This window comes from Pseudomonas migulae (genome assembly GCF_024169315.1).
Classification (GTDB): domain Bacteria; phylum Pseudomonadota; class Gammaproteobacteria; order Pseudomonadales; family Pseudomonadaceae; genus Aquipseudomonas; species Aquipseudomonas migulae_B.
Genome location: NZ_JALJWR010000001.1, coordinates 4,826,574 through 4,849,806 on the forward strand (window position 1 = coordinate 4,826,574; position 23,233 = coordinate 4,849,806).

26 protein-coding genes are annotated in these 23,233 nt (G+C 60.2%); 15 read left to right on the forward strand and 11 right to left on the reverse strand.

What is annotated here, in order from left to right; all coding sequences use genetic code 11:
* The first annotated feature begins 33 nt into the window (after window positions 1–33).
* The 3 genes from J2Y86_RS22090 to tldD all read left to right on the forward strand — a co-directional run bounded on the left by J2Y86_RS22090 (window position 34) and on the right by tldD (window position 6,312).
* Window positions 34–3,837, forward strand: a complete 3,804-nt coding sequence (locus J2Y86_RS22090) for a YhdP family protein (protein ID WP_253436348.1) — start codon at window positions 34–36, stop codon at window positions 3,835–3,837.
* Window positions 3,838–4,002: 165 nt separating this feature from the next.
* A complete protein-coding gene (locus J2Y86_RS22095) occupies window positions 4,003–4,857 on the forward strand; it encodes a carbon-nitrogen hydrolase family protein (protein ID WP_253436351.1) in 855 nt (284 codons plus the stop codon).
* A 12-nt stretch (window positions 4,858–4,869) separates the two neighbouring features.
* The gene (gene tldD, locus J2Y86_RS22100; protein WP_253436354.1) at window positions 4,870–6,312 is read left to right on the forward strand and encodes a metalloprotease TldD; all 1,443 of its coding nucleotides are present in this window, start codon (window positions 4,870–4,872) and stop codon (window positions 6,310–6,312) included.
* A 60-nt stretch (window positions 6,313–6,372) separates the two neighbouring features.
* Here the strand turns inward: tldD and yjgA are convergent, their stop codons facing one another.
* On the reverse strand, window positions 6,373–6,897 hold the full coding sequence (gene yjgA, locus J2Y86_RS22105; RefSeq protein ID WP_007901505.1) for a ribosome biogenesis factor YjgA: 525 nt from the start codon (window positions 6,895–6,897) through the stop codon (window positions 6,373–6,375).
* A 108-nt stretch (window positions 6,898–7,005) separates the two neighbouring features.
* On the opposite strand from yjgA, the gene pmbA reads away from it, so the two are divergent.
* From pmbA to J2Y86_RS22135, 6 genes are all read left to right on the forward strand, one after another.
* Entirely contained in the window at window positions 7,006–8,352 is a 1,347-nt protein-coding gene (gene pmbA, locus J2Y86_RS22110; RefSeq protein WP_253436357.1) for a metalloprotease PmbA, read from the forward strand.
* Between the two features lie 245 nt (window positions 8,353–8,597).
* Window positions 8,598–9,005 carry a FagA protein gene (locus tag J2Y86_RS22115; protein WP_253436361.1) on the forward strand — a complete coding sequence of 136 codons (408 nt, stop codon included), beginning with the start codon at window positions 8,598–8,600 and terminating at the stop codon, window positions 9,003–9,005.
* Entirely contained in the window at window positions 8,986–10,362 is a 1,377-nt protein-coding gene (locus J2Y86_RS22120) for a class II fumarate hydratase (protein WP_253436364.1), read from the forward strand. The genes J2Y86_RS22115 and J2Y86_RS22120 overlap by 20 nt, the downstream gene beginning before the upstream one ends.
* A 27-nt stretch (window positions 10,363–10,389) precedes the next feature.
* A complete protein-coding gene (locus tag J2Y86_RS22125; protein WP_253436367.1) occupies window positions 10,390–10,821 on the forward strand; it encodes a hypothetical protein in 432 nt (143 codons plus the stop codon).
* Between the two features lies 1 nt (window position 10,822).
* Window positions 10,823–11,434, forward strand: coding sequence for a superoxide dismutase (locus J2Y86_RS22130; RefSeq protein WP_253436371.1), 612 nt, complete (start codon window positions 10,823–10,825; stop codon window positions 11,432–11,434).
* A 30-nt stretch (window positions 11,435–11,464) separates the two neighbouring features.
* Window positions 11,465–12,358: a ZIP family metal transporter gene (locus tag J2Y86_RS22135; protein ID WP_253436374.1), complete on the forward strand. Its 894-nt coding sequence runs from the start codon at window positions 11,465–11,467 to the stop codon at window positions 12,356–12,358.
* A gap of 170 nt (window positions 12,359–12,528) precedes the next feature.
* On the opposite strand, the gene J2Y86_RS22140 is transcribed toward J2Y86_RS22135, so the two are convergent.
* The 10 genes from J2Y86_RS22140 to J2Y86_RS22185 all read right to left on the reverse strand — a co-directional run bounded on the left by J2Y86_RS22140 (window position 12,529) and on the right by J2Y86_RS22185 (window position 19,556).
* Window positions 12,529–12,804 (reverse strand): HPr family phosphocarrier protein, encoded by a 276-nt coding sequence (locus J2Y86_RS22140; RefSeq protein WP_253436377.1) that lies wholly within the window; start codon window positions 12,802–12,804, stop codon window positions 12,529–12,531.
* A 15-nt stretch (window positions 12,805–12,819) separates the two neighbouring features.
* Complete coding sequence (gene rapZ / locus J2Y86_RS22145; RefSeq protein WP_253436380.1) at window positions 12,820–13,677, reverse strand: RNase adapter RapZ; 858 nt, start codon at window positions 13,675–13,677, stop codon at window positions 12,820–12,822.
* 2 nt (window positions 13,678–13,679) lie between these two features.
* A complete protein-coding gene (gene ptsN, locus J2Y86_RS22150) occupies window positions 13,680–14,144 on the reverse strand; it encodes a PTS IIA-like nitrogen regulatory protein PtsN (RefSeq protein WP_253436383.1) in 465 nt (154 codons plus the stop codon).
* 12 nt (window positions 14,145–14,156) lie between these two features.
* On the reverse strand, window positions 14,157–14,465 hold the full coding sequence (hpf, locus tag J2Y86_RS22155; protein WP_007941242.1) for a ribosome hibernation-promoting factor, HPF/YfiA family: 309 nt from the start codon (window positions 14,463–14,465) through the stop codon (window positions 14,157–14,159).
* 74 nt (window positions 14,466–14,539) lie between these two features.
* Entirely contained in the window at window positions 14,540–16,033 is a 1,494-nt protein-coding gene (locus J2Y86_RS22160) for an RNA polymerase factor sigma-54 (RefSeq protein WP_017336540.1), read from the reverse strand.
* Between the two features lie 184 nt (window positions 16,034–16,217).
* Entirely contained in the window at window positions 16,218–16,943 is a 726-nt protein-coding gene (lptB, locus tag J2Y86_RS22165; protein ID WP_017336541.1) for an LPS export ABC transporter ATP-binding protein, read from the reverse strand.
* The gene (gene lptA, locus J2Y86_RS22170; protein ID WP_253436387.1) at window positions 16,943–17,491 is read right to left on the reverse strand and encodes a lipopolysaccharide transport periplasmic protein LptA; all 549 of its coding nucleotides are present in this window, start codon (window positions 17,489–17,491) and stop codon (window positions 16,943–16,945) included. Before lptA ends, lptB begins: the two co-directional genes overlap by 1 nt.
* Window positions 17,478–18,050 carry an LPS export ABC transporter periplasmic protein LptC gene (gene lptC, locus J2Y86_RS22175; protein ID WP_253436390.1) on the reverse strand — a complete coding sequence of 191 codons (573 nt, stop codon included), beginning with the start codon at window positions 18,048–18,050 and terminating at the stop codon, window positions 17,478–17,480. Before lptC ends, lptA begins: the two co-directional genes overlap by 14 nt.
* A gap of 7 nt (window positions 18,051–18,057) precedes the next feature.
* Window positions 18,058–18,582, reverse strand: a complete 525-nt coding sequence (locus J2Y86_RS22180) for a KdsC family phosphatase (RefSeq protein WP_008037377.1) — start codon at window positions 18,580–18,582, stop codon at window positions 18,058–18,060.
* Window positions 18,582–19,556, reverse strand: coding sequence for a KpsF/GutQ family sugar-phosphate isomerase (locus tag J2Y86_RS22185; protein ID WP_253436393.1), 975 nt, complete (start codon window positions 19,554–19,556; stop codon window positions 18,582–18,584). The genes J2Y86_RS22180 and J2Y86_RS22185 overlap by 1 nt, the downstream gene beginning before the upstream one ends.
* A gap of 275 nt (window positions 19,557–19,831) precedes the next feature.
* Here J2Y86_RS22185 and J2Y86_RS22190 point away from each other — a divergent pair, with 275 nt between their 5' ends.
* The 6 genes from J2Y86_RS22190 (at window position 19,832) to J2Y86_RS22215 (ending at window position 23,225) form a co-directional block, all read left to right on the forward strand.
* Window positions 19,832–20,641: an ATP-binding cassette domain-containing protein gene (locus J2Y86_RS22190; RefSeq protein ID WP_028623782.1), complete on the forward strand. Its 810-nt coding sequence runs from the start codon at window positions 19,832–19,834 to the stop codon at window positions 20,639–20,641.
* Window positions 20,641–21,438, forward strand: coding sequence for a lipid asymmetry maintenance ABC transporter permease subunit MlaE (mlaE, locus tag J2Y86_RS22195; protein WP_084318116.1), 798 nt, complete (start codon window positions 20,641–20,643; stop codon window positions 21,436–21,438). The genes J2Y86_RS22190 and mlaE overlap by 1 nt, the downstream gene beginning before the upstream one ends.
* Window positions 21,438–21,905 (forward strand): outer membrane lipid asymmetry maintenance protein MlaD, encoded by a 468-nt coding sequence (mlaD, locus tag J2Y86_RS22200; protein ID WP_010463308.1) that lies wholly within the window; start codon window positions 21,438–21,440, stop codon window positions 21,903–21,905. The genes mlaE and mlaD overlap by 1 nt, the downstream gene beginning before the upstream one ends.
* A gap of 11 nt (window positions 21,906–21,916) precedes the next feature.
* Window positions 21,917–22,558, forward strand: coding sequence for an MlaC/ttg2D family ABC transporter substrate-binding protein (locus J2Y86_RS22205; protein ID WP_253436396.1), 642 nt, complete (start codon window positions 21,917–21,919; stop codon window positions 22,556–22,558).
* Window positions 22,555–22,860, forward strand: a complete 306-nt coding sequence (locus tag J2Y86_RS22210; protein ID WP_253436399.1) for an STAS domain-containing protein — start codon at window positions 22,555–22,557, stop codon at window positions 22,858–22,860. The genes J2Y86_RS22205 and J2Y86_RS22210 overlap by 4 nt, the downstream gene beginning before the upstream one ends.
* A gap of 113 nt (window positions 22,861–22,973) precedes the next feature.
* On the forward strand, window positions 22,974–23,225 hold the full coding sequence (locus J2Y86_RS22215; RefSeq protein WP_253436403.1) for a BolA family protein: 252 nt from the start codon (window positions 22,974–22,976) through the stop codon (window positions 23,223–23,225).
* Window positions 23,226–23,233: the final 8 nt, after the last annotated feature.

A 23,233-nucleotide genomic window follows, 5' to 3' on the forward strand; every position in this document is an offset into this window, starting at 1 on the left:
TTTGCAGTATTTTTGCCATGGGAGCCAACTGACATGGAGCGTCTGACACGCATATTGGCCGCGCTGACCCGCTGGGGTCTGGGCCTGTGCGCGTTGGCTTTGGTGCTGATGGCGCTGTACGTCAGTCTCGGCCGCGAGCTGACGCCGCTGGTGGCCGAATATCGGGCCGAAGTCGAAGCCAAGGCCGGCGCAGCCCTTGGCATGCCGCTGCATATCGGCGAACTGGAAGGTAACTGGCACGGCTTCGCGCCGATCCTGCTGGCTCACGACGTGATGGTCGGCGAGGGCGCCAACACCCTGCGCCTGGATCAGGTGCGTGTGGTGCCGGATCTGTGGGCCAGCCTGCTGGCTCGTGAAGTGCGCATCGCGCACCTTGAACTCAACGGTTTGAAGATCAGCCTCAAGGAAGGCGAGGATGGTCATTGGGCGCTGGAAGGCTTGCCGGTGCAGCAGGATCAGCCGCTGGACCCGGAACAGTTGCTCAATCGCATACAGATGGTCCAGCAGTTGTCGGTGCTCGACAGTCAGGTGACCTTGCAGCCGCTGGATCACCCGCCGCTGACCTTGACCTACGTCGGCCTGAACCTGAAAACCGGCGTCTCCCGTCAGCGACTCGATGCGCGGCTGACCCTGCCCGACGGTCAGCCGGTGGCCATGAGCCTGCGCACGCGCCTTCGCGCCAGCCAATGGAAGGACGGCGAAGCGGACGCCTACGTGAGCCTGCCGCAAAGTGACTGGTCGAAATGGCTGCCCGAACGCCTGACCCGGCAATGGAATTTTTCCGAGATCAAGGCCGGTGGCGAGCTTTGGGTCAACTGGGGCAAAGGCGCGCTGCAAAGCGCTGCGATCCGCCTGAATGCGCCGCAGATCAAGGGCGCCTACGCCGAGCGCAAGCCGATCCAGATCAACAACCTGGCACTCAACAGTTATTTCCAGCGCAGTGCCGAAGGCTTTCTGGTGACGGTGGACTCGCTGTCCATGAACTTTGGCGAGACCCGCTGGGAGTCGCGCCTGCAACTCAAACAAACCTTGGCCACCGACAAGGCCGAAGAGCTCTGGCATCTGCAAGCCGACCGCCTCGACCTCACTCCGCTCACGCCGCTGCTGAATGCACTGGGGCCATTGCCCGAAGGCCTCGCCACCGCCGTGGAGCGGCTCAAGGTGACCGGTGGTTTGCGCAACGTGCTGCTCGACTTCCGGCCCAGTGCGACCGACGACAGCAAGGTCAGTTTCGCCGCCAACCTCGACCAGGTCGGCTTTGATGCCTATCACGGCGCCCCGGCAGCGCGAAATGTCAGCGGCAGCATCAGCGGTGACCTCGGTCAGGGTGAGCTGCGAATGGACAGCAAGGATTTTGTCCTGCACCTCGACCCGATTTTCGCCAAGCCATGGCAATACATTCAGGCCAACGCCCGGCTGACCTGGAAGCTGGACAAAGAAGGCTTCACCCTGATCGCGCCGTACCTGAAGGTGCTGGGCGAGGAGGGCAAGATTGCCGGCGACTTCCTGATCCGCCTGCATTTCGATCATACCCAGGAAGACTACATGGACCTGCGGGTCGGCCTGGTGGACGGCGACGGCAAATACACCGCCAAGTACCTGCCGGAGGTGCTCAGTCCGGCGCTGGACGAATGGCTGCGTACGGCGATTCTCAAGGGCGCGGTCGACCAGGGTTTCTTCCAGTATCAGGGCTCGCTCAATCATGGCGCCGCCGACACGGCTCGCAGCATCAGTCTGTTCTTCAAGGTCCACGATGCCGAGCTGGCGTTCCAGCCGGGGTGGCCGCATGTCAGCAAGGTCAGTGGCGATGTGTTCATCGAAGACAGTGGCGTGCGTATCCTGGCCAGCAAAGGCCAGTTGCTCGACACACAAGTCAGCGACATCTACGTCAATATTCCCCACGCACCCGCCGGGCAAAACCCTCACCTGTTGCTCGATGGCGCTTTCGCCGGCGGGCTGGGTGATGGCCTGAAAATTCTCCAGGAAGCGCCGATCGGCACTGCCACCACCTTCGCCGGATGGGAAGGCGAGGGTGACCTGAAGGGCAAGGTGAAGCTCGATATTCCGCTGGCCAAAGGCGAACAGCCGAAGATCCTCGTCGACTTCAAGACCGCCAAGGCGCGCCTGAAACTCGCCGAACCAGCCCTTGAGCTGACCCAACTGAAGGGCGATTTCCGCTTCGACAGCAGCAAGGGTTTGAGCGGACAAAACATCACTGCTCGCGCCTTTGACAAGCCGGTCACTGCGCAGATTTTCGCCGAAGGCGGCCCGGGCGATATCAAGACCCGTGTCACCGCCTCGGGCGAGGTCGAGGTGAAGAAACTCACTGACTGGCTGAGCGTTACCCAGCCGTTGCCGGTGTCCGGCCTGATTCCTTACCAGTTGCAACTGAACCTGGACGGCCCCGACAGCCAGTTGATGGTCAATTCGAACCTCAAAGGCGTGGCGGTGGATTTGCCTGCACCGTTCGGCATGGCGGCCGATGTGGGGCGCGACACGACGTTCCGCATGACCCTGCAAGGGCAGGAGCGGCGTTATTGGGTCAGATACGGCGAGCTGGCGAGTTTCACGTTTGCAGCACCGCCCGGCAATTTTGCCGACGGTCGCGGCGAATTGTTCCTCGGTGACGGCGAAGCCGTGTTGCCCGGTGCCAAAGGCCTGCGGGTGCGCGGGGTGCTGTCGGAGCTGGATGTCGGCCCGTGGAAAGACCTGGTGGACAAGTATGCTGGCCAGGATCCGGGCGGCAGCGCCAAGCAACTGCTCAACAGCGCGGACTTCAAGGTCGGCAAGCTCAGCGGCATCGGTACCACCCTCGATCAGGCTTCGGTGCAGTTGAACCGTAAACCGGCGGCGTGGGCCTTGCAGCTCGACAGTAAACAGGTCAAGGGCGCCGCCGCTATCCCTGACGCGAAAGCCGCGCCGATTGCGATCAATCTGCAGTACGTACGTCTGCCTGCGCCGGACCCGACGGTCCTGGCCGATGAAAATTCGCCGGATCCGTTGGCCACCGTGGATCCGACAAAAATCCCGGCGCTGGATATCACCATCAATCAACTGTTCCAGGGGCAGGATCTGGTCGGAGGCTGGTCGCTGAAAGTACGTCCGACCGCCAAAGGCATCGCGCTCAATGCGCTGGACCTGGGCCTCAAGGGCATTCTGTTGCAGGGCAACGGTGGCTGGGAAGGTGCGCCCGGTGCTTCCACCAGTTGGTACAAGGGTCGGGTCAGCGGCAAGAACCTTGCGGATGTATTGAAAGGCTGGGGCTTTGCGCCCAGTGTCACCAGTGAAGAATTTCATATGGATGTCGACGGTCGCTGGCCAGGTTCGCCGGCCTGGCTGGCCACCAAGCGTTTCTCCGGCACACTCGATGCGTCGCTGAATAAAGGCCAGTTCGTTGAAGTCGAGGGCGGCGCCCAGGCGTTGCGCGTGTTTGGCCTGCTCAACTTCAACTCCATCGGCAGGCGCCTGCGTCTGGACTTCTCCGACCTGTTCGGCAAGGGCCTGAGTTACGACCGGGTCAAGGGCCTGCTGGTGGCGACCAACGGGGTCTACGTGACCCGCGAACCGATCGTGCTGACCGGTCCTTCGAGCAATCTGGAACTCAATGGCACGCTGGATCTGGTGGGTGATCAGGTCGATGCGAAGCTGCTGGTGACCTTGCCGGTGACCAACAACCTGCCGATTGCGGCGCTGATCGTCGGCGCACCGGCCATCGGCGGCGCGTTGTTCCTGATCGACAAGCTGATCGGTGACCGCGTGGCGCGTTTCGCCAGCGTGAAGTACACGGTCAAAGGCCCATGGAAAGAGCCGAAAATCACCTTCGACAAACCTTTTTGAAAAGCCATCCTTCGAACCGATGGAGTAGCATGGCCGTAGCGACGTTTCCCCTGTAGGAGCGAGGCTTGCCCGCGAAGGCGTCGTTCCTGACACACCGCGGTGCGTCGGTTCGCGGGCAAGCCTCGCTCCTACAGGTATGTGTTGATTCCAGATAAGGGTAAGGCCATGTCGTTAGCGGTGATTCAAATGGTCAGCCAGAGCGATGTGCTGGCCAATCTGGCCCAGGCCCGTCGGCTGCTCGAGCAAGCGGCCGCCGGTGGCGCGAAGCTGGCTGTACTGCCGGAAAACTTCGCTGCAATGGGCCGTCGTGATATCGCTGACATCGGCCGCGCCGAGGCGTTGGGCGAAGGTCCGATCCTGCCATGGTTGAAACAGACCGCCCGCGACCTCAAGTTATGGATAGTAGCCGGCACGTTGCCGTTGCCGCCGGTGGATCAGCCGACGGCGAAAGTGCATGCCTGCTCGCTGCTGTTCAATGATCAGGGCGAGACGGTGGCGCGCTACGACAAACTGCATTTGTTCGACGTAGACGTGGCGGACAACCGCGGACGTTATCGTGAATCCGATGACTATGCTTATGGCAGTGGCGTGGTGGTCGCCGACACGCCCGTCGGTCGGGTCGGCCTGACGGTGTGTTATGACCTGCGCTTCCCGGAGCTGTACAGCGAACTGCGGGCTGCCGGTGCAGAATTGATTACAGCGCCGTCGGCCTTTACCGCCGTCACCGGCGCGGCGCATTGGGATGTGCTGATCCGTGCGCGGGCCATCGAGACCCAGTGTTATGTGCTCGCGGCGGCCCAGGGTGGAACGCATCCGGGACCGCGAGAGACCTTCGGTCATGCCGCGATCATCGACCCGTGGGGGCGCGTGCTCGCGCAACAGGATCAAGGCGAGGCCGTGCTGCTGGCCGAACGCGATAGCAGCGAACAGGCGTCCATCCGGGCGCGGATGCCGGTGTCCAGTCACCGGCGCTTTTTCTCGCAGGGCGCACAGCGACCTGCCTCAGAACGACGAATTTAAGGCGTAAAGCATATGCGCGAGTTGTTGTCCTCAGTCAGTGAACACCTCCTGGCGCCCGGCGGCGTCACCATCGAGAGCCTGCAAGGTGTGCTCGGCGATCTGGCCGGCCCGGGCATCGATGCCGCCGACCTGTATTTCCAGGGGCAGATTTCCGAGTCGTGGGCGCTGGAAGACGGAATCGTCAAGGAAGGCAGCTTCAACCTCGACCAGGGCGTTGGCGTGCGCGCGCAATCGGGTGAGAAAACCGGTTTCGCCTACAGCAATGCAATCACTCTGGAAGCCCTGGGCGCGGCGGCGCGTGCTGCTCGTTCGATCTCCCGCGCCGGGCAGAACGGCACGGTGCAGGCGTTCACCACTCAGGATGTCGCCCAGCTGTACGGGCCGGATAACCCATTGGAAGTGCTGACCCGCGCCGAGAAAGTCGACCTGCTCAAGCGTATCGACGTCGCCACGCGCGCCCTCGATCCGCGTATCCAGCAAGTCACCGTGAGCATGGCCGGTGTCTGGGAGCGCATTCTTGTAGCTTCGACCGACGGCAGCCTGGCGGCGGATGTGCGGCCGTTGGTGCGTTTCAATGTCAGCGTGATCGTTGAGCAGAACGGTCGCCGTGAGCGCGGCGGTCATGGCGGCGGCGGTCGTACCGATTACCGCTATTTCCTCGCCGAAGACCGCGCCATGAGCTATGCCCGAGAGGCGTTGCGTCAGGCGCTGGTCAACCTTGAGGCCATTCCGGCGCCGGCCGGTACGTTGCCGGTGGTATTGGGATCGGGCTGGTCCGGTGTGCTGCTGCACGAAGCGGTCGGCCACGGTCTGGAAGGCGATTTCAACCGCAAGGGCAGCTCCGCCTACAGCGGTCGCATGGGCGAAATGGTTGCGTCCAAACTCTGCACCATCGTCGATGACGGCACGCTGGCCGGTCGCCGTGGCTCGCTGAGCGTCGACGACGAAGGCACCCCGACCGAGTGCACCACGCTGATCGAAAACGGCGTACTCAAAGGCTACATGCAAGACAAGCTCAATGCGCGCCTGATGGGCGTGGCCCGCACAGGCAATGGTCGTCGCGAATCCTACGCGCACCTGCCAATGCCGCGCATGACCAACACTTACATGCTGGCGGGCGAAAGCGATCCGGCGGAAATCATTGCGTCGGTGAAACGCGGCATCTACTGCGCCAACCTCGGCGGCGGTCAGGTGGACATCACCAGCGGCAAATTCGTGTTCTCCACCAGCGAGGCGTACCTGATCGAGGACGGCAAGATTACGGCGCCGGTCAAAGGCGCGACATTGATCGGCAACGGGCCGGAAGCCATGAGCAAGGTGTCGATGGTCGGTAACGATCTGTCGCTGGACAGCGGCGTTGGCACGTGCGGTAAGGACGGGCAGTCGGTGCCGGTGGGTGTCGGCCAGCCAACGCTGAAAATCGATGCGATCACTGTGGGTGGCACAGGCGCATAAGTGGCTTTTGAAAAAGTGAAGCTTCGGGTGAGCCGCTTGGCGGCTCACCCCGGAAGGGACTTAACGCAGACCGCGTTGAGTCTCGTCCAGCTCACGGATGTACTTGAAGATTTTACGGCTCGATGCCGGTGGCTTGTTGGTCGCCAGTTCGTGCTGGGCCTGACGGATCAGGGAGCGCAATTGCTGACGATCAGCCTCCGGGTAGTCGAGCACGAACTTCTCCAGGACTGCATCGTCGCCCGCGATCAAGCGATCGCGCCAGCGTTCCAGGCCATGGAAACGTTCGTTGTACTGCCGGGTGGAGGCATCGAGTTGATCGAGCAACGTCAGAATGGCGTCAGTGTCCTGATCGCGCATCAGTTTGCCGATGAACATAAGGTGCCGTTTACGCGCGATATTCGCGGTGTGCTTGGGCGCATCGGCCAGGGCCCGGCGCATAGCGTCGGTCAACGGCAGTTTTGCCAGCAGGTCAGGCTTGAGCGTTGTAAGGCGCTCGCCGAGGTCAACCAGAGCATGCAGCTCGCGTTTAACCTGGGATTTGCTTTTTTCTCCCGTATCGAGGGAGTCGTCGTAAGAATCAACCATGGTGGCCGTCCGCAAAGAAACGCCGCCATGATAACCAGTCGGGGGCCGCTTGTCCGGCCCGGTCGCTCGAAGGCCTTTACCGAAAGCAGAATTTGAGTGGAGAACAGCATGAGTGCAGTTGAAAGCGTCGGCCCACAAGCGTTGCCGGCACTGCAGGAACAAGTCGAGCAGATCATCGCTGAAGCCAAGCGCCAGGGCGCCAGTGCCTGTGAAGTGGCGGTGTCCCTGGAGCAGGGGCTGTCCACTTCCGTGCGTCAGCGCGAAGTCGAAACTGTCGAATTCAACCGCGATCAGGGCTTTGGCATCACCTTGTATGTTGGTCAGCGCAAGGGCTCGGCCAGCACCTCGGCCAGTGGCCCGGAGGCGATTCGCGAAACCGTCGCTGCGGCACTGGCCATCGCCAAGCACACCTCCGAAGACGAAGCCGCCGGTCTGGCGGATGCGGCGCTGATGGCCAAGGATCTGCAGGATTTCGACCTGTTCCACCAATGGGACATCACACCGGAGCAAGCCATCGAGATGGCCCTGAGCTGTGAGGCGGCAGCGTTTGCCACCGACAGCCGGATCAAGAACGCCGACGGCACCACCCTCAGCACTCACCAGGGCTGCCGCGTCTACGGCAACAGTCACGGTTTCATCGGTGGTTACGCGTCGACCCGTCACAGCCTGAGCTGCGTGATGATCGCCGAGGCCGATGGCCAGATGCAGCGTGATTACTGGTATGACGTGAACCGCCAGGGCAAACTGCTGGCTGATCCGGTGAGCATCGGCCAGCGTGCTGCGCAACGTGCAGCGAGCCGTCTGGGCGCGCGTCCGGTGCCGACCTGTGAAGTGCCGGTGCTGTTCTCCGCGGAACTGGCCGGTGGTTTGTTCGGCAGCTTCCTCTCGGCGGTTTCCGGCGGCAGCCTGTATCGCAAATCGTCGTTCCTCGAAGGCACGCTCGGGCAGAAGTTGTTCCCGGAATGGTTGACCATCGATGAGCGTCCGCACCTGATGCGCGCCATGGGCAGTTCGGCGTTCGATGGCGATGGTTTGGCCACTTACGCCAAACCGTTCGTCGAAAAGGGTGAGTTGGTGTCCTATATCCTCGGCACCTATTCCGGTCGCAAACTCGGCATGCCGAGCACCGCCAACGCCGGCGGCGTGCACAACCTGTTCGTTACCCACGGCGATGAAGATCAGGCCGCGTTGCTGCGGCGCATGGGCCGTGGCTTGCTGGTCACCGAGCTGATGGGCCAGGGCCTGAACATGGTCACCGGCGATTACTCTCGCGGTGCGGCGGGCTATTGGGTCGAGAACGGCGAGATCCAGTTCGCGGTTCAGGAGGTCACTATCGCCGGCAACATGCGCGACATGTTCAAGCAGATCGTTGCGGTGGGTAATGATCTCGAACTGCGCAGCAACATTCGCACGGGTTCGGTGTTGATCGAGCGGATGACGGTGGCGGGCAGCTAAACCCTCTCCGCTACACAAAAGGCGCGCCGCCCATTGGGTTGCGCGCCTTTTTTATGCGCCATGCACCGTCCCAGTGTGGGAGCGGGCTTGCTCGCGAAGGCGGCGTATCAGTCAACGTTGATGTTGAATGTGATGGCCTCTTCGCGAGCTAGCCCGCTCCCACAATGACTTCAGTGTGCCGCCAGACTTGTTTTGGTTCTCATTATCATATAATAATGAATCTCATTACCGAATGAGCCCGGATCATGAGTTCTGCCTTGCACGAGCAGCCGTACCTCGAAAACTGGCGCTGGATGAGTCGCCAGATCCGTTGCGCGATGGATCCCGACGAGCCTCGCCTGATTGAGCATTACCTCGCCGAAGGCCGGTATCTCGCGTGCTGCACGGCGACCTCACCCTGGACCATCGCCGAAACTTCCTTCCGCTTGCTGCTCGACACCGCCGCCGATGTCGCACTGCCCTGGCACTGGCGGACTTATTGCCTGGATCAGGCGTGGCGCCCGCTGCGCGAACTCGAACGCCTCTCCCTCTGCAAGTGCCGCCTCAAGCGCTGGCAAAGCTACACCTGGCAACTGGCGACCTGCGAGTTGCAGCCCTCGATTCCTCTTACTGAACTGGTGCAAGGATTTTCTGATGAACAAGACTCGTATTGAGCGCGACAGCATGGGCGAGCTTCAGGTCCCGGTGGACGCGCTTTACGGCGCACAGACCCAGCGTGCGGTGAATAACTTCCCGATCAGCGGCAAGCCAATGCCGATGCAGTTCATCCGCGCACTGATCCTGGCCAAGGCCGCCGCTGCCCGAGCCAACGTCGAACTCAAGCAGATCAGCGAATCCCAGGGCAAAGCCATCGTCGACGCGGCACTGGGCTTGCTGCAGGGCGACTTCATGCAGCACTTCCCGGTGGATATTTTCCAGACCGGTTCCGGCACCAGTTCCAACATGAACGCCAACGAAGTGATCGCGACCCTGGCCAGCCGTCTGCTTGGTGAGCCGGTGAACCCCAACGATCACGTCAATTGCGGCCAGAGCAGCAATGACATCATCCCGACCACCATCCACGTCAGCGCTGCACTGGCGTTGCATGAGCAACTGCTGCCGGCGCTGGTGCGTCTGGTGCAAGTGATCGAGCACAAGGCTGAAGAGGTTCACCATCACGTCAAGACCGGTCGCACGCACTTGATGGACGCGATGCCGGTACGCATGAGCCAGGTGCTCAACGGTTGGGCGCAGCAGCTAAAGGCCAACATCGGTCATCTGCAGGATCTGCTGCCGAGCCTGCAATCCCTGGCGCAGGGCGGCACGGCGGTGGGCACCGGCATCAATGCGCATCCCGAGTTCGCCGCGCGTTTCAGTCAACAGTTGAGCACGCTGACTCAGGTGCAGTTCAAGCCGGGCACCGATCTGTTCGCGCTGATCGGCTCCCAGGACACTGCCGTTGCGGTCTCCGGGCAGCTGAAAACCACCGCTGTTTCGCTGATGAAAATCGCCAACGACCTGCGCTGGATGAACTCCGGCCCGCTGGCCGGCCTCGGCGAAATCGAACTCGAAGCCTTGCAGCCGGGTTCGTCGATCATGCCCGGCAAGGTCAACCCGGTGATCCCGGAATCCACCGCGATGGTCGCCGCCCAAGTGATCGGCAATGACACCGTCATCACCATCGCAGGCCAGTCGGGCAACTTCGAGCTGAACGTGATGCTGCCGATCATCGCCCAGAACCTGCTGAGCAGCATTGAGTTGCTGGCCAACGCCAGCCACCTGCTGGGTGAAAAGGCCATCGCCAGCTTCAAGGTCAACGAAGCCCGGCTCAAGGAAGCGCTGTCGCGCAACCCGATTCTGGTCACTGCACTCAACCCGATCATTGGTTACCAGAAAGCCGCTGAAATCGCCAAGAAGGCTTATCAGCAAGGCCGGCCGGTGATCGATGTCGCTCTGGAACACACCGACCTGACCCGTAGCCAACTGGAAGAGTTGCTCAATCCGGAAAAGCTCACTGCAGGCGGCGTGTAATTACCGCAACCGCTTTGGAGGCTCACCATGGAGCACTGGAAACGCACGATCGAAAGGGCAAACCGCTGTTTCATGCTGGGCGAGCTAGTGGATGCCCGCGAGGCTTACCTGCAGGCATTGGCCCTGGCCCAGGTGTTGTTCGAGCGCTGGGCGGATGCCGACGAAGCGGTAGCGGCCTGCGTGATTTCCCACCACAACCTGGCGGACCTGCATTTGCGTCTGAACCAGCCGGAGGAGAGCGCCGAATACCTGTGCGCCATCCACCAGCGGCTATTGCAGACCATGCAGGACCCGCGGCTGGCGCCCGCATTACGCGAAGCCGCACTGCGTCAGAGCAGCAAAACCTACGTCGAACTGCTGAATTTCATCAGCGAGCACGGCGAATACCCGCGTACTCATCGTTTGCTGCACATCGATGCCGCGTCGCCCGCTGCGCCTTTACATCAAGGAGTCCATTGAAATGGCTTTTAGCTTGCCTGCCTTGCCGTACGCCTACGATGCCCTGGAACCGCACATCGATGCGCAGACCATGGAAATCCACTACACCAAGCATCACCAGACCTACATCAACAATCTGAACGCGGCCGTCGAAGGCACCGAGTTTGCCGAGTGGCCGGTGGAAAAACTGGTGGCTGCCGTCCAGCAACTCCCGGAAAAACTCCGCGCGGCGGTGATCAACCAGGGTGGGGGTCATGCCAACCATTCGCTGTTCTGGGAAGTCATGGTGCCCAACGGCGGCGGTCAGCCGGACGGCGAGCTGGCCAAGGCAATCGATGAGCAACTGGGTGGCCTCGACCGTTTCAAGGACGCGTTCACCAAAGCCGCGCTGACCCGTTTCGGCAGCGGCTGGGCCTGGCTGAGTGTGACCCCGCAAAAGACCCTGGTCGTGGAAAGCAGCGGCAACCAGGACAGCCCGTTGATGAACGGCAATACGCCCATCCTCGGCCTGGACGTGTGGGAGCACGCCTATTACCTGCAATATCAAAACCGTCGCCCGGAATACATCAACGCGTTTTACAACGTAATCAATTGGCCTGAAGTCGCTGCGCGCTATCAGGCTGCACTGGTTTAAGTCTTCTATAAAAACAATCCTGGGCGGACTATGGGCACTGAAACACTGGCGATCGGAAGTGGGCGGATGTTTCGTTACGCATTGGGGTCGCTGTTACTGCTGGCGGGTATGAGCTTATTGGTCGCCCAGGGCCTGGCGTGGCTGGATCTTGAACCGAAACTGCTACGCGCCTTACAGGGCGGTGCGATCTGCGCGTTGGGTACCGCCTTGGGCGCGGTGCCGGTGCTGGTGATCCGGCGCATGCCTCAGGCGGTCAGCGATACGCTGCTCGGCTTCGGTGCCGGGGTGATGCTCGCGGCGACAGCGTTTTCGTTGATCGTTCCGGGTATCGCTGCGGCTGAAAGCCTGGGGCTGACGCCTTGGGCGGCCAGCGGCCTGATCAGTTTCGGCATCATGCTGGGGGCGTTCGGGCTGTTTCTGGTGGATCGAAAGGTCTCCGGCGCTTCACCGGAGATGCTCGTCGGGACACTGGAGCGGCCGGTGATTCCGCCACGGATCTGGTTGTTCGTGTTTGCCATCATCGCCCACAACATTCCTGAAGGCATGGCGGTCGGCGTCTCGGCCGGCGGCGGCATGCCCGACGCTGACAGTCTGGCCATGGGCATTGCCTTGCAGGATGTACCGGAAGGCCTGGTCATTGCGTTGGTGCTGGCCGGGGCAGGGATGTCGCGGGTCAAGGCGTTCCTGATCGGTGCGGCGTCAGGGTTGGTCGAGCCGGTCTTCGCACTGTTGTGCGCCTGGCTGGTGAGCCTGGCCGAGTTGCTGTTGCCTTTGGGATTGGCGCTGGCGGCCGGGGCGATGCTGTTGGTGGTCACGCATGAAGTCATCCCCGAGTCGCGCCGCCATGGTCACGACAAGCTGGCCAGCCTTGGGCTGCTGATCGGGTTTTGTTTGATGATGGTGATGGATACCGCGCTCGCTTGAGCGGTGTAGAGCTTTTGTGGCGAGGGGGCTTGCTCCCGTTGGGTCGCGAAACGGCCCTGAAACATGCTACCGATGTACGACAGACACACTGCATTCACTGACATCACGACTGCTGCGCAGCCGAACGGAGGCAAGCCCCCTCGCCACAAAAAGCCCATCGGGTTGCGGTGTTATTCGCCTTCGTCGAAGTAGTTATTGATCAACGCCACCAGCGCGTCCAGCGCTTCCTGTTCCTGCTCGCCTTCCGTACTCAAATGGATTTTGGTGCCCTTGCCGGCGGCCAGCATCATCATGGCCATGATGCTTTTACCGTCGACCGTGGATTCCGGCGTGCGTCCTACCCTTATCGTGCAATCCTTGAATTGACCGGCGACTCCGACAAATTTCGCGGATGCGCGGGCATGCAGGCCCAACTTGTTGATGATTTCGATTTCCAGAGCAGGCATCGCGATGTGAATCCTTTAGCTGAGGTCGCGGTGGCGGACCTGGACATTCTTCAGGGATTTTTGCAGGACCTGACCCAGACGTTCGGTCAGGTAGACGGAGCGGTGATGCCCGCCGGTACAGCCAATGGCAATGGTGACATAAGCACGGTTGCTGGCGGCAAAGCGGGGCAGCCATTTGAGCAGGTACGTGGAAATGTCCTGGAACATCTCCTCGACGTCCGGCTGGGCCGCCAGGTACTCGGCAACCGGCTGATCAAGCCCGGACTGCTCGCGCAGTTCCGGCTTCCAATAGGGGTTCGGCAGGCAGCGCACGTCGAACACCAGGTCGGCGTCCACCGGCATGCCCCGCTTGAATCCAAAAGACTCCACCAAAAACGCAGTGCCGGGTTCCGGCTGGTTCAGCAGGCGCAACTTGATGGTGTCGCGCAGCTGATACAGGTTCAGATTGGTGGTGTTGACCTTCAGATCGGCGAGGTCGGCAATCGGCCCGAGAAGGTTGGTTTCATCGTTGATCGCCTCGGCCAGCGAGCGATTGGCGCTGCTCAGCGGGTGGCGACGGCGGGTTTCCGAAAAACGTTTGAGCAATGTTTCTTCGTCGGCGTCCAGGTACAGGACATCGCACTGGATATGCCGGCTGCGGACTTCTGCGAGCAGTTCCGGAAATCGGCTCAGATGGCTCGGCAGGTTGCGCGCGTCGATGGAGACGGCAACCAGCGGCTGCGCCAGCTCAGTATGAATCAACGCACGTTCGGCCAGTTCCGGCAGCAACCCGGCGGGCAGGTTGTCGATGCAGTAATAGCCGTTGTCCTCGAGAACATCGAGCGCGGTACTTTTACCTGAGCCGGAGCGGCCACTGACGATGATCAAGCGCATGATTAGTGCCCGTTTTGCTCGTCCAGGACAACCTGATACAAGGCTTCATTGCTCGGGGCGCTGCGCAGGCGATCACGGACTTCCTTGCGATCAAGCATGCTTGCGATCTGGCGGAGCAATTCAAGGTGCGCATCGGTAGCGGCTTCCGGGACCAGCAGAACGAACAGCAGGTCAACCGGGGCGCCGTCGATGGCGTCGAAATCGATGGGAGCATCCAGGTGCATCAAGGCACTGATCGGCGAGGTGCAGCCTTTCAGGCGGCAGTGGGGGATGGCGATGCCGTTACCAAAACCGGTCGAGCCCAGTTTTTCACGGGCAATCAAAGCCTCGAAGACATCTTGCATCTCCAGATCCGGCACTTCTTTATGGATAAGGTTGGCAATTTGCTCGAGGGCTTTCTTTTTGCTGCCGCCCGGCACGTTCACGAGGGAACGGCCGGGGGTCAGGATGCTTTCAAGTCGGATCATGGGTTGGGAGTGTTAACGACCGGTCGCGCCCTGGAGGAGGCTCTGGGTCTTTTCCTTATGCTTTTTGAGTTGTTTATCCAGCTTGTCGGTCAGCGCGTCGATCGCCGCGTACATATCGGTATGTTCCGCGTTTGCGACCACTTCATTGCCGGGAATATGCAGCGTGGCTTCGATTTTCTGCTTCAGCTTCTCGACCGTCATCGTGACCTGCACGTTGGTGATCTTGTCGAAATGCCGTTCTAATCGTTCGAGTTTTTCGCCGATGTAGGTGCGAAGAGGTTCGGTCACTTCCAGTTGGTGTCCACTGATGTTGACTTGCATACAGCTTCTCCTTCGTTGCCAGTGCATAAAGCGGTAGATCAGATGATCTACCACTGGAACGCTGTGGCGTGGCTCTACATCAACCGCTTGCGTTCGCTCGAAGGCGCGATCCCGAGGGATTCGCGGTACTTGGCGACGGTGCGGCGAGCCACCTGAATGCCTTGTGCCTCCAGTAAACCAGCGATCTTGCTGTCACTCAACGGCTTTTTCTGATTTTCCGCCGCAACCAGTTTTTTGATGATCGCGCGGATCGCCGTGGACGAGCATTCGCCGCCTTCGGAGGTGCTGACATGGCTGGAGAAAAAGTATTTCAGCTCATATATGCCCCGAGGGGTATGCATGAATTTTTGCGTGGTCACCCGGGAAATCGTCGATTCGTGCATGCCCACCGCTTCAGCGATGTCATGCAGTACCAGCGGTTTCATCGCTTCGTCGCCGTATTCCAGAAAACCGCGTTGATGCTCGACGATCTGGGTGGCAACTTTCATCAGCGTTTCGTTACGGCTCTGCAGGCTCTTGATGAACCAGCGGGCTTCTTGTAGCTGATTGCGCATGAAGGTGTTGTCGGCGCTGGTGTCGGCGCGGCGCACAAAACCGGCGTACTGGGCGTTGACCCGCAGCCGCGGTACCGATTCCTGGTTCAGTTCTACCAGCCAGCGCTCGTTGTCCTTGCGCACGATCACGTCGGGAACGACGTATTCGGCTTCACTGGACTCGATCTGCGAGCCAGGACGCGGGTTGAGGCTCTGGACCAGTTCAATGACCTGGCGCAGTTCATCTTCCTTGAGCTTCATGCGGCGCATCAGCTGGCTGTAGTCGCGGCTGCCGAGCAAATCGATATAGTCGGTGACCAGGCGCTTGGCCTCGGCCAGCCAGGGTGTCTTGGCGGGCAGCTGGCGCAATTGCAGCAGCAGGCATTCACCGAGGTTGCGGGCGCCGATGCCGGCCGGTTCGAACTGCTGGATGCGGTGCAGGACGGCTTCGATCTCGTCCAGTTCGATGTCGAGTTCCGGGTCGAAGGCTTCGAGGATTTCCTCGAGGGTTTCGTCCAGGTAGCCCTGATTGTTGATGCAATCGATCAGGGTCACGGCGATCAGGCGATCGGTGTCGGACATCGGCGCCAGGTTCAGTTGCCACAGCAGATGGCTCTGCAGGCTTTCACCGGCCGATGTGCGGGTGGTGAAATCCCACTCGTCGTCATCGTTGCTCGGCAGGCTGCTGGCGCTGGTCTGATAGACGTCTTCCCAGGCAGTGTCGACGGGCAGTTCGTTGGGAATGCGCTCGTTCCAGTCGCCCTCGTCGAGGTTGTCCACCGTCGGGGCGGTTTCCTGGTAGGAGGGTTCCGAAACATCGGCGTTGGGTTGCTGTTCGGCTTTGTCGGCCAAGGGGTCGGCGTTATCGAAGTCGTCGCCTTCTTCCTGGCGTTCGAGCATCGGATTGGACTCCAGGGCTTCCTGGATTTCCTGTTGCAGGTCCAGGGTCGACAATTGGAGCAGGCGGATGGCCTGTTGCAGCTGCGGTGTCATCGTCAGCTGCTGGCCCATTCTCAAGACTAGCGATGGTTTCATGGCAGGGGCTTAACACCTTATTCGCCGGCGCACATGCGCCATCCACTACAGGGCGCCGAAGCGCCAAACATAAGCAAATTATATGCCCGAAACTGCAGCGTTTGCCTAGAGCGCTGTAACAATAAAAAAGTATTGATTTTTTATCGCGGCGAGCGCTCGGACAACCAGCCAGACACCTCAGCGCTTACAGGCGGAACTCGTGGCCCAGATACACTTCCTTGACCAGGTCGTTGGCCAGGATGGTGGCAGAGTCACCTTCGGCGATCAGCTGGCCATCGTTGACGATGTAGGCGGTTTCGCAGATGTCCAGTGTTTCACGGACGTTGTGGTCAGTGATCAGCACGCCAATGCCCTTGGCCTTGAGGTGGTAGATGATCTGCTTGATGTCGCCCACGGAAATCGGGTCCACACCGGCGAAGGGTTCGTCGAGGAGGATGAATTTCGGGTTGGTCGCCAGAGCGCGGGCGATTTCCACGCGGCGGCGTTCACCACCGGACAGGCTCATGCCGAGGTTGTCCCGGATGTGGCTGATGTGGAATTCCTGCAGCAGGCTTTCCAGCTCTTTGCGACGATCGGCCTTGTCGAGTTCCTTGCGCGTCTCGAGGATGGCCATGATGTTATCGGCGACCGAGAGTTTGCGGAAGATCGACGCTTCTTGCGGAAGATAGCCGATACCCGCCTTCGCACGACCGTGCATCGGCTGGTGGCTGACGTCCAGATCGTCGATCAGGACGCGCCCCTGATCAGCCTGGACAAGCCCGACGATCATGTAGAAGCATGTGGTCTTGCCGGCGCCGTTCGGACCAAGCAGGCCGACGATCTGACCGCTGTCGATGGACAGGCTGACGTCGCGCACGACCTGGCGGCTCTTGTAGCTCTTGGCCAGATGCTGAGCTTTCAGAGTTGCCATTAAGGGGCCTTTTGCTCTTCGGTTTTCTTTTTCGGCTGGATCACCATGTCGATGCGCGGACGCGACTCGGTCACGTTGGTGCCTGTGGCACGGCCGGCGCTGGCGAGTTTTTTGTTGGTGTCGTAGACGATTTTCTCGCCTTGAGTGACGTTACCGTCTTTATCGACAACTTTGGCGCGATCGATCAGCACGACGCGGTCTTGCGAAGCGTGATACTGGATGGTCACACCCCAGCCCTGAACCGGCTTGGTGTCGCCCGCCGTTTGCAGTTGTTCGAAATAGGCGAGGTTGCCCACCGAAGTCACCACGTCGATGTCGCCGGCAGCGGTGCGGGTCATGGTCACAGTATTGCCTTTAACGATCATCGAGCCCTGGGTGATGATCACGTCACCTTTATAGGTGGCAATGCCATTCTTGTCGTCCAGTTGGGCATCGTCGGCCTGGATGCGGATAGGCTGCTGTTGATCGTTCGGCAGAGCCCAGGCGCTCACGCTTCCCAGTGCTGCGCCCAGACCGAGCAAAATAGGGAGAGTTTTAACGAGCCTCATACTGTCCTCTTACGTTCGATAGCAGGTGTATCCTGCTTTCTTTCAAATACGCTTTCATTCCCTTGCCAGTCGAGACACCACCAGCGCCGTCGATTCTAACGGGTTGATCGGTCTGCGCATATTGCTGCTGCGGGAACACTGTCATGCGGGTGGTGGTAATCAGGGTCTTGCGGTTTTTCTCGTCGAAACGCGTGATGCGCACCGAGTCGATCAGCTCGACCTGGGTGCCATCCGGATTGACTTCGCCGTGCTCGCTCTGGACGTGCCAGGGGAACTGGGTGCCGCGGAACAGGTTCAGGTCCGGATTGGTCAACAGCGTCACTTCGGTCGCCTTCAGGTGTTCAACCTTGTCGGACGTCATTTCGTACTGCAGTTTGCCGTCCGGCAAGTACTGCACGCTGTGGGCGTTGAGTGCGTAATAGTCGATCGCGCTTTCATCGACCTTTGCCACTGGCTGGTCGAGGAAGCGTTCCGGGCTGATGTTCCAATAGCCGACCGCCGCAAAAATCGCTGCGATGCAACCGAACATCAGGATGTTGCGAAATTTCTTGCTCAGCATAGTTGGCTCACAGGTACGCGGCGTTGGCCGCATCGAGGCGGCCCTGGGCGCGCAGGATCAATTCGCAGAATTCGCGGGCGGCACCCTCGCCGCCACGGGCCTGGGTGATGCCATGGGCGTGTTCACGCACGAAACTGGCGGCGTTGGCCACTGCCATGCCCAGGCCGACGCGGCGAATCACCGGCAGGTCTGGCAGGTCGTCACCGAGGTAGGCGACTTGCTCATAGCTTAGGTTGAGTTGGGCGAGAAGTTCGTCCAGTACCACCAGTTTATCTTCGCGCCCCTGATACAGGTGGGGAATGCCGAGGTTCTTCGCCCGTCGCTCGACCACCGGGGTCTTGCGGCCGCTGATGATAGCGGTCTGTACGCCGGCTGCCATCAACATCTTGATGCCCTGGCCGTCGAGCGTGTTGAAGGTCTTGAATTCGCTGCCGTCTTCAAGGAAGTACAGGCGCCCGTCGGTCAGGACACCATCGACGTCGAATACCGCCAGCTTGATCTGTTTGCCGCGTTGCAGCAGGTCCGTGCTCATTACATTACTCCCGCGCGCAGCAAGTCGTGCATGTTCAAGGCGCCGACCGGACGGTCTTCGCTGTCGACCACGACCAGCGCGTTGATTTTATGGTCTTCCATGATTTTCAGGGCCTCGGCGGCGAGCATTTCGGCGCGGGCAGTCTTGCCGTGGGCAGTCATGACCTGGTCGATCGTGGCGCTGTGAATATCGATGCTGCGATCCAGGGTACGGCGCAAATCACCGTCGGTGAAGATCCCGGCGAGCTTGCCGTCGGTTTCCAGAATAACGGTCATGCCCAGGCCCTTGCGGGTCATTTCCATCAGCGCGTCCTTGAGCAGGGTGCCGCGCTGCACCTGCGGCAGTTCCTGCCCGGCGTGCATGACGTTTTCCACTTTCAACAGCAGGCGTCGACCCAGCGCGCCACCGGGGTGGGAAAAGGCGAAGTCTTCAGCGGTAAAGCCGCGGGCTTCGAGCAACGCAACGGCCAGGGCATCGCCCATGACCAGGGCAGCGGTGGTCGACGACGTCGGGGCCAGGTTCAACGGGCAGGCCTCATGCTCGACGTGCACGTTGAGGTTGACCTCGGCAGCCTTGGCTAGCGGGGAGTCGGGATTGCCGGTCACGCTGATCAATTGGATGCCCAGGCGCTTGATCAGCGGCAGCAGGGTGACGATTTCATTGGTGGAGCCGGAGTTCGACAAGGCCAGGATGATGTCGTCGCGGGTAATCATGCCCATGTCGCCATGGCTGGCTTCGGCCGGGTGCACAAAGAAAGCCGTGGTGCCGGTGCTGGCAAGGGTGGCGGCAATCTTGTTGCCGATATGCCCCGATTTGCCCATGCCGACCACGACCACGCGGCCTTTGCTGGCCAGAATCATCTCGCAAGCGCGTACGAAATCTGCGTCGATATGGGGCAGCAAGCCTTGTACGGCTTCCAGTTCGAGGCGGATGGTGCGTTGTGCTGATTGAATCAGGTCGCTGGATTGGCTCATGTCAGAAATCGTATAGCCTGATGAAAAGGCGGCGATTATAGCGGTAATGATCGAAACCCTCACGCAAGTTCGTCGCGCTTTGACATTCCCTGTTACTTAAACCTTCTAAATGAAGCGTTTTGCCCGCCATATCGCTGAACATGACCTGGCTTGGCCCTTGGGCGGTTGGCCTTTGCAGTGATATAGTTCGCCGCCAGTTCGGCCTGCCCGGGAGGTATGTGCTTTCGTCAGAAAGTCAGGCGTCCGAGTGAGAGGCTGCATCGCAAGGAGTTTAGATGAGTGCCGATAACGCCTACGCGGTCGAGCTGAAGGGACTGACCTTCAAGCGCGGTGCGCGCAGCATTTTCAATAACGTCGATATCCGTATTCCACGCGGCAAGGTCACCGGCATCATGGGGCCTTCGGGGTGTGGCAAGACCACACTGTTGCGTTTGATGGGCGCCCAATTGCGCCCGACCAAGGGTGAAGTCTGGGTCAACGGTCAGAACCTGCCGAAACTGTCGCGCAGCGATCTGTTCGATGCGCGCAAGCACATGGGCGTGCTGTTTCAGAGCGGCGCACTGTTTACCGATCTCGACGTGTTCGAGAACGTCGCCTTTCCGCTACGCGTTCATACCGAGCTTCCGGAAGAAATGATCCGGGACATCGTCCTGCTCAAATTACAGGCCGTGGGCCTGCGTGGCGCCATCGACCTGATGCCTGACGAGCTGTCCGGCGGCATGAAGCGCCGTGTCGCGCTGGCCCGGGCGATTGCCCTCGATCCGCAGATTCTCATGTATGACGAACCCTTCGTCGGTCAGGACCCGATCGCCATGGGCGTATTGGTGCGCCTGATCCGCCTGCTCAACGATGCCCTGGGCATCACCAGCATCGTGGTCTCCCACGACCTGGCCGAGACCGCGAGCATCGCCGACTACATCTATGTGGTCGGTGAAGGCCAGGTGTTGGGGCAGGGCACGCCTGAGGAACTGATGAACTCGCAAGAGCCACGGATTCGCCAATTCATGACCGGCGAACCCGACGGCCCGGTCGCATACCACTTTCCAGCGACGGATTACCGCGCAGATCTTCTGGGGAAGCGTTGATGCGCAAGATTTCACTCATAGAACGCGTGCGCCGGTTCGGTCACGCCGGCATCGACGTGCTGGCGGTGTTCGGCCGTTCGACGATTTTCCTGTTTCATGCCTTGCTCGGCCGTGGTGGCATCGGCGGTGGGTTCGGCCTGCTGATCAAGCAGCTGCATTCGGTGGGCGTGATGTCCCTGGTGATCATTGTGGTCTCCGGGGTGTTCATCGGCATGGTGCTGGCGCTGCAAGGGTTCAATATCCTGTCCAGCTACGGTTCGGAGCAGGCGGTGGGGCAGATGGTTGCCCTGACCTTGCTGCGCGAATTGGGCCCCGTGGTCACGGCATTGCTGTTCGCCGGACGCGCCGGTTCAGCCCTGACGGCTGAAATCGGCAACATGAAATCCACCGAGCAGCTGTCCAGTCTGGAAATGATTGGTGTCGACCCGCTCAAGTACATCATTGCCCCGCGCCTGTGGGCCGGCTTCATTTCCCTGCCGGTGCTGGCGATGATTTTCAGCGTCGTGGGGATCTGGGGTGGTTCGTGGGTGGCCGTCGACTGGCTGGGTGTGTATGAAGGTTCCTACTGGTCCAACATGCAGAACAGCGTGACGTTCACTGACGATGTGCTCAACGGCATCATCAAAAGTATCGTTTTCGCCTTTGTCGTGACCTGGATTGCCGTATTCCAAGGCTATGACTGCGAGCCCACATCCGAGGGGATCAGTCGTGCCACTACCAAGACCGTGGTGTATGCCTCGTTGGCTGTACTCGGCCTGGACTTTATTCTGACCGCCTTGATGTTTGGAGATTTCTGATGCAAAACCGCACCCTGGAAATCGGTGTCGGCCTTTTCTTGCTGGCTGGCATCCTGGCTTTGCTGTTGCTGGCGTTGCGGGTGAGTGGCCTGTCCCCGAGCGCAACGACCGATACGTATAAACTTTATGCCTATTTCGACAATATCGCCGGTTTGACGGTCAGAGCTAAAGTGACCATGGCCGGTGTGACCATCGGCAAGGTCACGGCGATCGATCTGGACCGCGACAGCTTCACCGGTCGGGTGACGATGCAACTGGAAAAGCGTGTAGATAACCTGCCGACGGACTCCACTGCATCTATTCTGACTGCTGGCCTGTTGGGCGAGAAATACATCGGTATCAGCGTGGGCGGCGAAGAAGGCCTGCTCAAGGATGGTGGAACCATCCATGACACCCAGTCGTCGCTGGTGCTCGAGGACCTGATCGGTAAATTCCTGCTCAATACCGTTAGCAAAGACGCCAAATGAGGAGCTTTTGAATGATCTCTACCTTGCGACGTGGCCTGTTGGTATTACTCGCGGCCCTGCCGTTGATGGCTAACGCCGTGGCGGCGCCTTCCGCGCACGAACTGGTCCAGGACACCACAACCCGGTTGTTGGCGGATCTGTCCGCCAACAAAGAGAAGTACAAGCAGGATCCGCAGGATTTCTATACGGCTCTGAACACCATCGTCGGGCCTGTGGTGGATGCCGAGGGCATTTCCAAGAGCATCATGACGGTCAAGTATTCGAAGAAAGCCACGCCGGCACAGATGAAAACCTTCGAGGAAAACTTCAAGAGGGGCCTGTTCCAGTTCTATGGCAATGCTTTGCTTGAGTACAACAACCAGGGCATCACCGTTGATCCGGCCAAAGACGAGTCGGGCGATCGCACCAGCGTTGGCATGACCGTCAAAGGCAGTAACGGCGCGATCTATCCTGTGTCCTACACACTCGAAAAGATCAATGGCGAGTGGAAACTGCGCAACGTGATCATCAATGGCATCAACATCGGCAAGCTGTTCCGTGATCAGTTCGCTGATGCGATGCAGCGCAATGGCAACGACCTGGACAAGACCATCAATGGTTGGGCCGGTGAAGTCGCCAAAGCCAAGGAAGCCAGCGAGAAGCAAGCCCAATGAGTGTATCGGCCATTCGCATGAATGAATCCGGTGAGCTGATGCTCAGCGGCATGCTGGACTACCGCACCGGTCCGGGCCTGCGCAAGCAGGGCCAGGCACTGATCAAGGCCAGCAAGGCCGCCACACTGGTGGTGGATTGTTCGGCGGTGTTGAAGTCCAGCAGCGTTGGCTTGTCGCTGTTGCTGTGTTTCATGCGTGATGCGCAGGAGGCCGGCAAGCCGCTGAGCATCCGTGCAATGCCAGAAGACATGCGTGAAATTGCTCAGGTCAGCGAATTGACCGAGCTGTTGGCGCATCCCTAACCGCATCGATAAGGAAGCCCCCCGTCAGAGTCCTGCTTCGCGGGGTTCGCAGGCGCGGGGCTTTTTTGTATGATGTCCGACCCGCGCGCACAGGGCGCCGATTGAGGTTGAGCATGCAGGCCACCGAAGTAAAGAGCTTCCTTGAAGGAAAGCTGTCCGAATCTCTTTCACAAGTGCAGGTGGAAGTTGAAGGCGAAGGCTGCAATTTCCAGCTGAACGTGATTAGCGATGAACTGGCGGCGTTGAGCCCGGTGAAGCGTCAGCAGCAGGTCTATGCCCATTTGAACCCATGGATCACCGATGGCAGCATCCATGCGGTCACTATGAAATTTTTCAGCAGCGCGGCCTGGGCCGAGCGCACCTGAGCCCAAGG

Excerpts from the sequence above, each read along its gene's own strand:
- J2Y86_RS22185 (WP_253436393.1), bottom strand. The coding sequence starts at position 19,556 with ATGAGCCAATCCAGCGACCTGATTCAATCAGCACAACGCACCATCCGC.
- rapZ (WP_253436380.1), bottom strand. The coding sequence starts at position 13,677 with ATGCGCTTGATCATCGTCAGTGGCCGCTCCGGCTCAGGTAAAAGTACC.
- lptB (WP_017336541.1), bottom strand. The coding sequence starts at position 16,943 with ATGGCAACTCTGAAAGCTCAGCATCTGGCCAAGAGCTACAAGAGCCGC.
- J2Y86_RS22205 (WP_253436396.1), top strand. The coding sequence starts at position 21,917 with ATGATCTCTACCTTGCGACGTGGCCTGTTGGTATTACTCGCGGCCCTG.
- J2Y86_RS22180 (WP_008037377.1), bottom strand. The coding sequence starts at position 18,582 with ATGAGCACGGACCTGCTGCAACGCGGCAAACAGATCAAGCTGGCGGTA.
- ptsN (WP_253436383.1), bottom strand. The coding sequence starts at position 14,144 with ATGATCCGACTTGAAAGCATCCTGACCCCCGGCCGTTCCCTCGTGAAC.
- mlaE (WP_084318116.1), top strand. The coding sequence starts at position 20,641 with ATGCGCAAGATTTCACTCATAGAACGCGTGCGCCGGTTCGGTCACGCC.
- J2Y86_RS22125 (WP_253436367.1), top strand. The coding sequence starts at position 10,390 with ATGGAGCACTGGAAACGCACGATCGAAAGGGCAAACCGCTGTTTCATG.
- lptA (WP_253436387.1), bottom strand. The coding sequence starts at position 17,491 with ATGAGGCTCGTTAAAACTCTCCCTATTTTGCTCGGTCTGGGCGCAGCA.
- J2Y86_RS22130 (WP_253436371.1), top strand. The coding sequence starts at position 10,823 with ATGGCTTTTAGCTTGCCTGCCTTGCCGTACGCCTACGATGCCCTGGAA.
- yjgA (WP_007901505.1), bottom strand. The coding sequence starts at position 6,897 with ATGGTTGATTCTTACGACGACTCCCTCGATACGGGAGAAAAAAGCAAA.
- hpf (WP_007941242.1), bottom strand. The coding sequence starts at position 14,465 with ATGCAAGTCAACATCAGTGGACACCAACTGGAAGTGACCGAACCTCTT.
- J2Y86_RS22135 (WP_253436374.1), top strand. The coding sequence starts at position 11,465 with ATGGGCACTGAAACACTGGCGATCGGAAGTGGGCGGATGTTTCGTTAC.
- J2Y86_RS22210 (WP_253436399.1), top strand. The coding sequence starts at position 22,555 with ATGAGTGTATCGGCCATTCGCATGAATGAATCCGGTGAGCTGATGCTC.
- J2Y86_RS22140 (WP_253436377.1), bottom strand. The coding sequence starts at position 12,804 with ATGCCTGCTCTGGAAATCGAAATCATCAACAAGTTGGGCCTGCATGCC.
- J2Y86_RS22090 (WP_253436348.1), top strand. The coding sequence starts at position 34 with ATGGAGCGTCTGACACGCATATTGGCCGCGCTGACCCGCTGGGGTCTG.
- tldD (WP_253436354.1), top strand. The coding sequence starts at position 4,870 with ATGCGCGAGTTGTTGTCCTCAGTCAGTGAACACCTCCTGGCGCCCGGC.
- J2Y86_RS22160 (WP_017336540.1), bottom strand. The coding sequence starts at position 16,033 with ATGAAACCATCGCTAGTCTTGAGAATGGGCCAGCAGCTGACGATGACA.
- J2Y86_RS22095 (WP_253436351.1), top strand. The coding sequence starts at position 4,003 with ATGTCGTTAGCGGTGATTCAAATGGTCAGCCAGAGCGATGTGCTGGCC.
- J2Y86_RS22215 (WP_253436403.1), top strand. The coding sequence starts at position 22,974 with ATGCAGGCCACCGAAGTAAAGAGCTTCCTTGAAGGAAAGCTGTCCGAA.
- pmbA (WP_253436357.1), top strand. The coding sequence starts at position 7,006 with ATGAGTGCAGTTGAAAGCGTCGGCCCACAAGCGTTGCCGGCACTGCAG.
- J2Y86_RS22115 (WP_253436361.1), top strand. The coding sequence starts at position 8,598 with ATGAGTTCTGCCTTGCACGAGCAGCCGTACCTCGAAAACTGGCGCTGG.
- lptC (WP_253436390.1), bottom strand. The coding sequence starts at position 18,050 with ATGCTGAGCAAGAAATTTCGCAACATCCTGATGTTCGGTTGCATCGCA.
- J2Y86_RS22120 (WP_253436364.1), top strand. The coding sequence starts at position 8,986 with ATGAACAAGACTCGTATTGAGCGCGACAGCATGGGCGAGCTTCAGGTC.
- J2Y86_RS22190 (WP_028623782.1), top strand. The coding sequence starts at position 19,832 with ATGAGTGCCGATAACGCCTACGCGGTCGAGCTGAAGGGACTGACCTTC.
- mlaD (WP_010463308.1), top strand. The coding sequence starts at position 21,438 with ATGCAAAACCGCACCCTGGAAATCGGTGTCGGCCTTTTCTTGCTGGCT.